At 55.3% G+C, this 11,636-nt stretch carries 9 protein-coding genes and 7 tRNA genes; 3 read left to right on the forward strand and 13 right to left on the reverse strand.

Annotation, left to right across the window (positions count from 1 at the left end; translation table 11 throughout):
• Positions 1–6: 6 nt before the first annotated feature.
• On the reverse strand, positions 7–876 hold the full coding sequence (locus BCV73_RS22540; protein WP_089548607.1) for an AraC family transcriptional regulator: 870 nt from the start codon (positions 874–876) through the stop codon (positions 7–9).
• A gap of 221 nt (positions 877–1,097) precedes the next feature.
• Between BCV73_RS22540 and BCV73_RS22545 the strand changes: the two genes are divergently transcribed.
• Positions 1,098–3,083: an alpha-amylase family protein gene (locus BCV73_RS22545; protein ID WP_089548608.1), complete on the forward strand. Its 1,986-nt coding sequence runs from the start codon at positions 1,098–1,100 to the stop codon at positions 3,081–3,083.
• A 289-nt stretch (positions 3,084–3,372) separates the two neighbouring features.
• Here the strand turns inward: BCV73_RS22545 and rnhA are convergent, their stop codons facing one another.
• Both rnhA and BCV73_RS22555 read right to left on the reverse strand, forming a co-directional pair.
• Positions 3,373–4,041, reverse strand: coding sequence for a ribonuclease H (rnhA, locus tag BCV73_RS22550; RefSeq protein WP_089548609.1), 669 nt, complete (start codon positions 4,039–4,041; stop codon positions 3,373–3,375).
• Positions 4,042–4,112: 71 nt separating this feature from the next.
• Entirely contained in the window at positions 4,113–4,577 is a 465-nt protein-coding gene (locus tag BCV73_RS22555) for an acyl-CoA thioesterase (protein ID WP_089548610.1), read from the reverse strand.
• A 343-nt stretch (positions 4,578–4,920) separates the two neighbouring features.
• Between BCV73_RS22555 and BCV73_RS22560 the strand changes: the two genes are divergently transcribed.
• Positions 4,921–5,697 (forward strand): ABC transporter ATP-binding protein, encoded by a 777-nt coding sequence (locus tag BCV73_RS22560; RefSeq protein ID WP_089548611.1) that lies wholly within the window; start codon positions 4,921–4,923, stop codon positions 5,695–5,697.
• A 229-nt stretch (positions 5,698–5,926) separates the two neighbouring features.
• Positions 5,927–7,078, forward strand: a complete 1,152-nt coding sequence (locus tag BCV73_RS22565) for a phosphodiester glycosidase family protein (RefSeq protein ID WP_089548612.1) — start codon at positions 5,927–5,929, stop codon at positions 7,076–7,078.
• A gap of 109 nt (positions 7,079–7,187) precedes the next feature.
• On the opposite strand, the gene BCV73_RS22570 is transcribed toward BCV73_RS22565, so the two are convergent.
• The 10 genes from BCV73_RS22570 to BCV73_RS22615 all read right to left on the reverse strand — a co-directional run bounded on the left by BCV73_RS22570 (position 7,188) and on the right by BCV73_RS22615 (position 11,622).
• Positions 7,188–8,816, reverse strand: coding sequence for an MDR family MFS transporter (locus BCV73_RS22570; protein ID WP_076177065.1), 1,629 nt, complete (start codon positions 8,814–8,816; stop codon positions 7,188–7,190).
• A gap of 15 nt (positions 8,817–8,831) precedes the next feature.
• Positions 8,832–9,275, reverse strand: a complete 444-nt coding sequence (locus BCV73_RS22575; RefSeq protein WP_076177067.1) for a MarR family winged helix-turn-helix transcriptional regulator — start codon at positions 9,273–9,275, stop codon at positions 8,832–8,834.
• Between the two features lie 384 nt (positions 9,276–9,659).
• Complete coding sequence (locus tag BCV73_RS22580; RefSeq protein WP_089548613.1) at positions 9,660–10,322, reverse strand: S-layer homology domain-containing protein; 663 nt, start codon at positions 10,320–10,322, stop codon at positions 9,660–9,662.
• Positions 10,323–10,963: 641 nt separating this feature from the next.
• Positions 10,964–11,037: transfer RNA gene (locus BCV73_RS22585), tRNA-Gly, on the reverse strand.
• A 65-nt stretch (positions 11,038–11,102) separates the two neighbouring features.
• Positions 11,103–11,176 (reverse strand) — tRNA-Pro (locus tag BCV73_RS22590).
• 23 nt (positions 11,177–11,199) lie between these two features.
• Positions 11,200–11,276, reverse strand: a tRNA-Arg gene (locus BCV73_RS22595).
• A gap of 3 nt (positions 11,277–11,279) precedes the next feature.
• Positions 11,280–11,354 (reverse strand) — tRNA-Gly (locus tag BCV73_RS22600).
• 11 nt (positions 11,355–11,365) lie between these two features.
• Positions 11,366–11,449, reverse strand: a tRNA-Leu gene (locus BCV73_RS22605).
• An 18-nt stretch (positions 11,450–11,467) separates the two neighbouring features.
• Positions 11,468–11,543 (reverse strand) — tRNA-Lys (locus tag BCV73_RS22610).
• Between the two features lie 4 nt (positions 11,544–11,547).
• A tRNA-Gln gene (locus BCV73_RS22615) sits at positions 11,548–11,622 on the reverse strand.
• Between the last annotated feature and the right edge of the window lie 14 nt (positions 11,623–11,636).

Below are 11,636 nucleotides of genomic sequence, written 5' to 3' on the forward strand. Positions count from 1 at the left end.
CAGTCTCTATAAATGGCTCTGCCGGCGCTGACGGTACTGCCCCGGGGAAATCCCCGTACGGTCCCGGAACAGCCTCCCGAAAAAGCTCGCGCTCGGAATGCCGACCTGCTCTGCCACTTCCTGCACCGTCAGTGACGTCTGCTCCAGCAGAACCATCGCCTGGCTGATCCGCAAATGCTGCACATACTGAAGGGGCGTCATGCCCGTGTACTTTTTCAGGCAGCGGGTAATGTGGTCGAATTGAAAATGCAGCGCCTCCTCAAGCTCCTCCGAGCGAAAAGGCTCATTCCAGCTGCGCTGCAGATAACTGACCGTCTCCCGGGCGAGAGCGGCCGATCGCGAGCCCGGCCTGCGCCCCAAATCCGCCTGCAGCAGCTCCAGCAGGTCGCAGAACAGCACCTGCAGCTTCAAGGACTGCTCCACGGCAAAACCGCGATGCAGTTCCACCATCCGGTCCAGCAAAGGCTGGAGCAGGTGAAAAGGAGCATCGCCGAATTTGGGCAGATACATCGTTTGCTCTGCCGGATGCTCGTCGCTGTCCTGCCCTTGAGGGAGCACCGCCGACCAGGGAATATCCTCCGCCTCCATTCGGCGCAGGGGCTCCGGGTGCCGGAAGTGCACCCAATACACCGCCGTCGGCTCCGAGCATGCCTGAGTGCCCGAATGGGTACGTCCCGGCTCGAGCAGCAGCAGCTGACCGTCCTGAATGACATATTCGGTATCGTCTTCCCGCATATACATGGCGCCCTTTTTGACCAGAATCAGATCGTAGGCGTCAAAGCTGCGGGTCTGATGCCGGCTTCCAGGCGCCCATACGGCGCGCCCGACGGTCAGAAGCGACGGCAGCGGCGGAATCGCCAGCTCGAGGCATTTCATGGGCTTCCTCTACCTCCTGTACAAGTCGATATCGTGGCAGATCTTTCTCATCAATAAATTCATCCTAGCATAATATGCTGATCCGGTCATTTTTCAAAAGTCGATATCGGACAGAACAAAGTCGCTATTCCGCATGGAAGCGGTATCCATTTTCCTTTACCTTAGGGGTATGTGCAAAGCCGTTTTCAAATCTCTGCTTATTGAATGGAGGAACATCTACCATGCGTATGCGCCAGGTTCATCTCGACTTTCATACGTCCGAAGCGATTCATCCCATCGGCACCCGCTTCAGCAAGGAACAGTTTCAGCAGGCGCTGAAGCTTGGCCATGTGGATTCGATCACCGTTTTTTCCAAATGCCATCACGGATGGGCATACCATCCCTCCGAGGCGAACGTCACGCATCCGGGACTGTCCTTCGACCTGCTCGGTGCCATGATTGAAGCCGCCCACGAAATCGGGGTACGAACTCCTGTCTACCTGTCCGCAGGCCTTGACGAGAGGCTTGCCGTGCGGCATCCCGAATGGCTGATCCGTGAACGCTTCAGCCGCGAAGGCGACCTGTTCACGCCGGGATACCACCAGCTCTGCCTGAATACGCCTTATCTGGACATTCTGCTGTCCCAGATTGAAGAGGTCGCGCAGCGTTATGATGCCGACGGCATCTTTCTGGACATCGTCGGGGTGCGGGAGTGCTACTGCGCCACCTGCGTAGCGGCGGCCCGGGAGCAGGGGATCGACCCGCGGGACAAAAGCGCCATGCGCCCGCTCTGGGAGCAAACTTACGCCAATTACACCAGCCGCGTTAAAGAAACGGTGCACCGGCACAAACCCGGGCTGCCGATTTTCCATAACGGCGGCCACATCCGCCGCGGACGCCGCGACCTTGCACACATGAACTCGCATCTCGAGCTGGAGTCGCTGCCGACCGGGGGCTGGGGCTACGACCACTTCCCGCTGTCCGCCCGCTACGCCCAGACGCTGGGCATGCCGTTCCTGGGCATGACCGGCAAGTTTCATACCACCTGGGGCGAATTCGGCGGCTATAAGCACCCGAACGCCCTGCGGTATGAAGCCGCGCTCAGTCTGGCGAACGGCGCCGCCTGCTCCATCGGGGACCAGCTGCATCCGCTGGGCGCGATGGATGAAGCCACCTACCGGCTGATCGGCGCGGCCTATGCCGAAGTCGAAGCCAAGGAAGCGTGGTGCCGTGACGCCGTCAACGTGACCGATGTAGCGCTGCTGTCGGTGGAAGCGGCCGGCACCCATCAGGCGAACGGCGGCCACGACAGCTTCACCGGCGATCCGGACGCCGGCGCGGTGCGCATGCTGCTGGAAGGGCATATCCTGTTCGACGTCGTCGACCTGGAAGCCGACTTCGGCCCGTATGCCGTCCTGATCCTGCCCGACCGGATCCGGGTCAACGATGCGATTCTGGCCAAGCTGGACAGCTTTTTGGCCGGCGGCGGGCGCATCCTTGCTACCGGCGAGTCGGGCCTGAAGCCGGACGGCAGCGGATTTGCCATCGACTTGGGCGTTCGCCACGCCGGCGTCAATCCGTTCCGTCCGGACTACTACCATCCGCAGCATCCGCTGGCGAGCCTGCAGGAATCGGCGTTTATTTTCTATTCGGAGGGGCAGAAAGTGACGCTTGCCGAGGGCGGAACCGAGCTTGGCAAACGGGAAAATCCGTATTTTAACCGCGACGCGTTCACGTTCTGCTCCCATCAGCATACACCGAACAGCGGAGAGTACGGCGGGCCGGGCATGGTGGAGCATGCGAACGGAATTTATATCGCCTGGAACGTGTTCGAAGATTATGCTTCCAAGGGAAGCCTCGTTTTAAAGGAAACCGTCTTGTACGCGTTGAACCGTCTGCTGCCGGAGAAGACGCTGCGTACGAATCTTCCCGCGCAGGGCGTAACAACGGTTCAGCATCAGCCGGACCAGAAGCGTTATGTCCATCATTCGCTGTACGCCTCGCCGGTGAAGCGCGGTCGTAACATTGAAGTGATCGAGGACCTGCTGCCGATCCGTGGAACAACCGCGGAACTGCGGATTTCCGAGCCGGTCACCGGCGTATACCTGGCGCCGCAGATGACGCCTATCGACTTTCGGCAGCAGAACGGCCTCGTCACGTATGAGCTGCCGGAGTGGCAGTGCCACCAAATGGTCGTTCTGGATTACGGCCAGCCGGAAGGGAACTAGCGAGCAGCGGCAGCCAGTCTCTACCCGAGACACACGCCCCCATCTCATAAACGCATGCTTCTCTCAAGCGCAAGCGTACTGGCAATCACACACGCATACTCGGAAATACAGGCTTACGCGTAGCCCTATGCCGACGATAGAGCACAGTACAGATGCGCATAAACACATACTTACGCAAAAATACAAGCGGTCGCGAACATACATGCTTATGCTTTCGCCTAAACCCATACTCTCCTGCAAACCAAAGAGCCCGGAGCGCTTCCAAGCTGCTCCGGGCTCTTTTTCCGTATTATTTCCGGCCGAAATCCGCCTTGATCTCGCCCCATTCCTCGGTCTTCCACTTCACGATTTTGTTCTCGTACTTGTTCTCGTGCAGCCACTGCACGGCGCGGTCCGTCAGCTCCCAAATCTTCCGCGTTTTCTCGTTACGGGCCAGCGTCGTCGCCGGTTTCTTGTTGCGCACCCAGGCCAGCGCCGTCTTCGAGTCGGTGTAAATGGTCTTCTTGCTGCCCTTCTGCTTCAAATACGCCAGTGCATGGACGATCGCGATAAATTCGCCCAGGTTGTTCGTTCCATTTTCAACCGGTCCGACATAGAACAGAATTTCCCCGGTCCGCGTATCGACGCCTTTGTACTCGACCGGGCCGGGATTGCCGCGCGTACCGACATCCACCGAGATGCTGTCGTAATCGATCTCTTCCATCGAGGATGCCGACGCAGACGGCTTGCCGGATTTGGCTGCTTTGGACGTATAACCTCCGGCTGAGCCCGACGCCTTGGCTTTGCCCCAGTTTTTCTTCCATCCGCCCGCATAAGCCGCTTCCGCCTCCGCGCGCGATTCGTAGGACTTGTATTTGGCGTCCGTATACCCGTTCACCTGAGCCTGGCATTCGGGCCAAGACGTATAGATTCCCGGCTTATGCCCTTCCCAGACGACGTAAAATTTTTGCTTTGCCATAACTAGCATTTGCTCCTATCTGCTTCTGCATCTTTTTCCCCATCTACAGTGACGTTCTTCCAAGCAGACGGCTATTGCGCCAGACCCGTTCCTTCGAACGCCCGGATGGCTTCCTTGATTTCCTCCGGCAGCGGAGTGCTCTTCCCGCTCTTCGTTTCGATCAGCACGACCGCGCCGCGTCCGGCCGCCTTCAGTGTTCCTGAAGCGACGACGGCATACTCAATGTCCAGGGAGGAGCGTCCGATCGACGCCACCCGCACGTGGAGCTGCACCGGATCGCTGCGGTACATCTGGGCGAGATACTGGCACTCGAGATCGGCAACCACCATCACTTTCTCCTCGCCGAACAAGTCGCCAAACAGCCCGAGCTGCTCGAAGTATTCGATTCTGCCCTGTTCAAAATACATAAAATAGCTGACGTTATTCACATGTCCAAGCATATCCGTCTCGCAGTAGCGCACCTTGATCGGGATTGAAAAATGAAACTTTTGCAGCCAGCCTGCAGCATCCGGCTGAATAAAGCTTTCCCTTTTCATGAAAATGTCTCCTTTGTGGACCCGCTGTTCCCCTGCCTGCCGTATAAGCACGTGAGATCCCCATCGGCTTGACGGCTTGGCCGGATCAGGCCCCGATTTCCGGCTGTCTGATGCCCATTATAGCAAAAAATGCTTCCCCCGTTCAGCAATTATCGCAGCGACAGCCCTTTTCCCCGCGTCGTATGATTGAAGGAAATCGCCAGACTGGGCCAGTGATCAGAGCATCCCAGAGACGTTATCCTCTGCCGTTTCTTCGGCTCAGGTATTGACAGGACCGGGATTTGTTTTAACATGTGAAGAACAGCATGTATCCGACTGCGGATCAAGAGAGAGAGGGAACCTGATGATCATCGATATCGAGAACATTACGTGGAGAAGCGGGCAGCATACGTTAATGAAAAATGTAAGCTGGCAGGTGAAGCCCGGCGAGAATTGGGCGCTGCTGGGCCTGAACGGCTCGGGCAAAACGACGCTGCTGAACATCGTCAACGGTTATATTTGGCCGTCCGAAGGCTCGGTCAGTGTGCTGGGGCACCGCTTCGGGGAAGTGGACCTGCGCGAGCTGCGCAAATCGATCGGCTGGGTCAGCAACTCCTTTCAGGAGCGTCTGTACGGATCGGATCGCACCCAGAACATCGTCGTCAGCGGCAAGCACGCCACAGTGGGCCTGTACGACAAAACGAGCGATGAGGACTTCGACCGTGCCCGCGAGTTGATGGAAACGATGAACTGCGGCCATTTGTGGGACCGCGAATACCGCACCTGCTCACAGGGCGAGAAGCAGAAGCTGCTCATTGCCCGCGCGCTGATGGCCAATCCACGCATCCTGATTCTGGACGAGCCGTGCAACGGGCTGGATCTGTTTTCCCGGGAGAAGCTGCTGGACAGCATCCGGGAGCTGACCCTGCAGCCGGACGCGCCGACGCTCATTTACGTTACGCACCACACGGAGGAAATTTTGCCGGCGTTTAGCCACGTGCTGCTGATGAGACGCGGCGAGGCGGTCTGCAGCGGGCGGACCGAGGACGTGCTGACCGCGGACACGCTCAGCGACCTGTTCGAATCCCCGGTGGAGGTCGACCGTCATGGAGACCGGGTATACGTGCGCGTAGCGGAATAGGCGCTGCGATTACAGGGCGGATTGCAAAAGGAGGGCTTCGTTGATCGAAGTTCCTCCTTTTTTATGCTTGCACCATCGAGAGCTTGTCCGGCTTCGCCCAGCATAGTTTAGCGAATAAACCTTATGACATTCGGCTCAAAGTTCCCGCTCTGTAAGCCGATATACTAGTAAGGAAATGATTTCCTGAACATTGGTTTATATTTCGAGACAAAGGGGATATTTTTGCAGCATGAAAAAATGGTTAACCGCAGTACTCATCATGTGCCTTACCTGGGTGTGCCTTGCGCCATCCGCGCCTGCCTCCGCCGCTTCGGCCGTCAAAAACGTCGTGATCGTCGATGCAAAAACCGGTTATTCTTTCCTGCCGGTCCGCTCCTTGACCGAGTTCAAAGGCGTAACCACCCAGTGGAACGACGCCGCCAAGCAGCTCGACATTTTCGGGGGCAACCACCGTCTGACGCTTCACCTCGCGCAGAAGTCCGCCGCTTTCGACGGAACTAGCCTCGCTCTTGCCGCCGCCCCGTTCCGCGAGAACGGTTCGGTTTATGTACCGCTGTCACTCATCGTCAGCAAGCTCGGCGTTGAAGCCAGCTGGCAGAAGGACGATGCAGCCGTCAAGCTGACCAGGGATGGAGTGGAACAGTACCTCCCCTACGTTACCCGAAACGTGGGACAAGCCCTGAAAAACCCGATCGTGAGCGCACGCCAAACGTATAAGGTCGGCGGCAGATCGTTTTCCGCCCAGACGGTGACGATCGACCTGCTGCATCCGAAAATTCAGCTGGATGTCGTACTCGCCGGGAATACCCCCGGCAAGGTCGAAGACCTCTCCAGCATCGCCAAGCGCAGCGGCGCAAAGGTAGCCGTCAACGGCACCTTTTTTGACGCTTATACCAGCGGCGCCTACAAGGCTCCATACGGCTATATCGTGAGCCACGGCACCGTCAAGATGCCAAGCCCCGGCGACAAGCGTTCGATCTTCGCTTATGACGCCAACCACTTGGCGCGGATCATCGCCGGACCCGATTTTGGCCAAGCCTTTGAGCAGGGTTGGATCGATGGCGGACTTCAGGCCGGGCCGCGGCTGCTGGTGAACGGCAAAGTTTCGCTGAACGTGAAGAAGGAAGGCTTTAAAGATCCAAAGATTCTTACCGGTGGAGGCGCCCGCAGCGCGCTCGGCCTGACCCGGGATCACCGGCTGATCCTGCTGACCACCGGGGGAGCTACCATTCCCCAACTGGCGGAAATCATGAAGAAGGCCGGAGCCTACCAGGCCATGAACCTGGATGGCGGGGCTTCCAGCGGTTTGTACTATAACGGCAAGTACCTGACCACTCCCGGCCGGAAAATCAGCAATGCGCTTGTCGTGAAATTTCAATAAGACGGGGCCCCCTGCCCCTCCTATCGAAAAAAGCCTGGAGCGAATTCCTTTCGCCCAGGCTTTTCATATTCATCAGTGTTATCGATCTATGATACCGTCAATAACGGAATTATTCGGCCGTTACTGCCTTGCCCGGCTTCACGTTCGCATTCCCCGACGAGGCGTTCGCTTCCGGTGTCTGGTTGGTGGAACGAAGCGGCAGTTCTTTCAAGAAGAACACGAGCACCAGAGCCACGACAAGCACCAGCGTACCTGTAAGGAACACGGTAGACAGCGTATCACCCAGCGCGTGCCGGATGCTGTCGATCATTTGTACGAACAGTGCTCTGGCTTGCTCCGGCAGGCTCGCTTCCGTCTTTTCGACCAGTGGCTTGTTCATGAGTGTCTGCGGATTGGCGAAGGCGAGCAGGCCTTGTGCCGTCTTCGGATCCAGGGAACTGAAGTCCGGCGCGCTCGGCGACTGCAGCGCTTCTTTCAAATGTTTCGTCAAACTGTTCGACATAACCGTACCCATCACAGCGATACCGATCGTACCGCCAAGGTTACGGAACAGCTGCGTCGATGCGGTAACGACACCGAGCTCCTTATGCGACACCGCATTTTGCGTTGCCAGCGAGAAGACCGGCATCCCGAGGCCCAGGCCAATACCGAAAATGATCGTGCTGACGATCGTCATCGCGATGTTATCCATAAAGATCATCAGGCCCATGCCAATAATCATAACCGGCATCCCGATCAGGGCAAAGCGCTTGTATTTCCCGATTTTGGCAATCAATTGACCGGTAATGGCACTCGTGATGACCATACACAGCGACATCGGAATCGTGACGTAACCCGCATAAGTCGGAGAAATAGCCAGCACGCCCTGCACGTAGAAGGAAATATAAATCATGGCTCCCATCAGGCCAAAGTTCATAATAAAGCCGATCAAGTTCGAGACCGTCACCACGCCGTTTTTAAACAAATGCAGCGGGAGAATCGGTTCCTTCACCAAGGTTTCCACATAAATAAAAATGAGTGCAGATACAACGGTTGCTCCAAGGAGACTAAGAATCTGCCAAGAGCCCCACTCGTACTCGGTACCTGCCCAGGAAAAGGCAAGAAGCAGCGGAACGATCGTCGTCGTCAGGAACAAAGAACCTACGTAATCGACGCTCTGTCCGTGCTTGCGGTCCACTTTTGGAAACAGCGTCAGAATCATAATAAAAGCGACAACGCCAAGCGGCAGGAAGATCCAGAACAGCCAGTGCCAGTCGATATGATCCACCAGATAACCGCCAAGCGTCGGTCCCAGGACACTGGAGAAACCGAATACCGCCGTCATGAGGCCCATCCATTTGCCGCGTTCGCGCGGAGGGAACAAATCCCCTACCGCCGTAAAGGCCGTCGATTGGATGATACCGGCGCCAATCCCCTGAATCCCGCGATAAATGATGAACTGGTACACATTATCCGAAGTACCGGTTAAGAACGCGCCTAACATGAAAAATAGGATGCCGATCAGAATGAACGGCTTGCGTCCAAACATATCCGACAATTTACCGACCAGAATCGTCGCAATCGTCGAAGTTAACAAATAAATATTAATCGTCCATGTATAGTAATCCATACCATCCAGAATCGCGATAATGCGCGGCATCGCCGTGCTTGTGATCGTCTGGTTAATGGCCGCAAAAAACATCGCCGCCATAATCGCGATCATGATGGTTACTTTACGCTTCAGCGTTAAATGCTCCATGTACCTCTTTCACCTCTATGCTTCATGATGATCTATATTCAAAAGCATTAATGAGAAGATCCTTCTCAAATGCTGTACATCCTCTTCGGACAACATTTCAAAGAACACCGTAATGATTTCTTGCTGGTCCTCAACGATTTGCCCGATCGTGGACATCCCTTGCTCTGTAATGGAGGTATACACGACCCTCCGGTCGTTCTCGGCCCTTTCCCGGTTTACATAACCCGAAGCAAGGAGCTTATCCGTCAAACTCGTTATGGCAGGAGACGTCAGGCCAAGCAATTCGGCCAGTTCGGATACCTTCTGTGGGCCCCGGAGCTTCAATGCATACAATACCTGAAACTGGGGAAAAGTCAGATTATACTGCTTGGCACTGTTTTTGTTCCATTCATGGGACATACTTTTCAGCAGCGACCGGAACATCGCCGCCACTTCAAACAATTGTTCATTTCTGGACAAACGGTTGACCTCCTTGGCGTGGTATGGATCTGTGACCATCCGCGTCGTATTGCCGCAGTTACATTAGGACACTAATTAATTATTTGTTAATAGATAATTTTTTAATCAATTAGTAACTTAATCATTAAATACTTAAGTAATATTACGCCTCCGCAGCTGGATAGTCAAGAGGCGGTTTTAGGGAGACTTGTCCTTTTTTTATAGCAGAAAAAAGAGGTTTCCCCCTTTCTCGATCGCCTCCTATTTTTCTAAAAAGCGTCTTCTCAACAAAAAAAGCCACCCTTTGCGAGGGTGACTTTTTTGTCGATATTCGTCGTGCCTTTCGGCTGTGCTTCATCGACGGATCTCGTTTCCGTTTGACAACAGTGACCGTTTTCGACGCTTTTATTCCGGCTTAGGGTAATTGTGCGTTTTCAAAAATTCAAGCGCGTTGTATACCATTACCGCTGCTTCAGACCGGGTCACTTGATCTTGGGGACGGAAGTTGCCGCTGCTGTCCAGGTCGGCAATCCCCCAGGCGAGCGCCCGCTGAATAGCCCCTTGATACTCAGGCGTCATTTTGCTGTCATCCGCGATGTCTTTAGGTACCAAATTGATCATCGGCAGGTTGCCCTTCTTTTCCACCGTCTCGATCAAATATTGCGTGAAAGCTTCACGAGTCATGCCTTCACTTGGCTGAATATCAGCCGGAAGGGCGATGCCATGGTTCGTAACCGTAAGAAAAGCTGGAGCAAACCAAGCGCCTGCCTTCACGTTTGTCAGGGCTGCGGTTTCGCTTCCCTCGGCTGCCTTCGTGACCGGCACGTCAGCCAGCAAGTTTGCCAGCAGCTGAACGCCTTCCGCGTTTGTCAGCTGTGCCTGCGGCCGGAAGGCCGAATAACTGTCTCCCTTCAGCAGCTTCTGCTGCTGGAGCGCAGCGATTTTATCGGCACCGGCGACTCCCGCCAAATCCGTAAAGCCCTCTCCTGCCGCGAACACGGACCCGCCGATCGCCAGGGATAACGCCAGGGCTGCAACACTTCCTGATACAACATGCTTCTTCTTCATCTAGCCACACCTTCTTCGGGAAAATTTGGTCTTGTCTTTCCTACAGACGCAAAGAAAATATGGAAGGTTGCACCATGGGAAAATCTTCGGATTAGTCCCGCCGCAGAGGTAGATGTTGACGCGCGTCCTGAGCGGGTTCCTTCACTGAAGCTGCACGGACGGTCGCACCCACTCTGCGTGGGTTCTCTCCCACACAACCGCTCAAAATAAAAAAAACGCCTTTTGGCGTTATGTTTTATGTATGGAGCGGGTGATGGGAATACTCAACATCTCGATTAAATAAGCGGACCTTCGGCCCGCCGCAGAGATAGATGTTGACGCGCGTCCTGGGCGGGTTCCTTCAGCGAAGCCTGCACGGACGGTCGTACCCACGCTGCGTAGGTTCTCTCCCACACAACCGCTCAATATAAAAAAACGCCTTTCGGCGTTATGTTTTATGTATGGAGCGGGTGATGGGAATACTCAACATCTCGATTAAATAAGCGGACCTTCGGCCCGCCGCAGAGGTAGATGTTGACGCGCGTCCTGAGCGGGTTCCTTCACTGAAGCTGCACGGACGGTCGTACCCACGCTGCGTAGGTTCTCTCCCACACAACCGCTCCACAACAAAAAAAACGCCTTTCGGCGTTATGTTTTATGTATGGAGCGGGTGATGGGAATCGAACCCACGCTATCAGCTTGGAAGGCTGAAGTTCTACCATTGAACTACACCCGCAGATTCTTCCGTGCAAGCCTTGAGCGCAGAAAGATCAAGACTTACACGGAAGCCGTGCATGCGTATCGGGATGACACGATTCGAACATGCGACCCCCTGGTCCCAAACCAGGTGCTCTACCAAGCTGAGCTACATCCCGATATCTATTGTAAAACAGTTAAATGGCGCGCCCTAAGAGATTCGAACTCCTGACCTTTTGATTCGTAGTCAAACGCTCTATCCAGCTGAGCTAAGGGCGCATTTGGAGCGGACGACGGGAATCGAACCCGCGACCCTCGCCTTGGCAAGGCGATGCTCTACCGCTGAGCCACGTCCGCATCAAACAAAGTGGTGCGCGTGGAGGGACTTGAACCCCCACGTCAAAGACGCTAGATCCTAAGTCTAGTGCGTCTGCCAATTCCGCCACACGCGCAAAACCTGTAAATAAAACTGGTGAGCCATGAAGGACTCGAACCTTCGACACCCTGATTAAAAGTCAGGTGCTCTACCAACTGAGCTAATGGCTCTCACTGGCTGGGGATATAGGATTCGAACCTATGCATGACGGAGTCAAAGTCCGTTGCCTTACCGCTTGGCTAATCCCCAAAGTTACGAATAAC

It is taken from the genome of Paenibacillus sp. SSG-1, from assembly GCF_002224835.1.
GTDB lineage: Bacteria > Bacillota > Bacilli > Paenibacillales > Paenibacillaceae > Paenibacillus_AQ > Paenibacillus_AQ favisporus.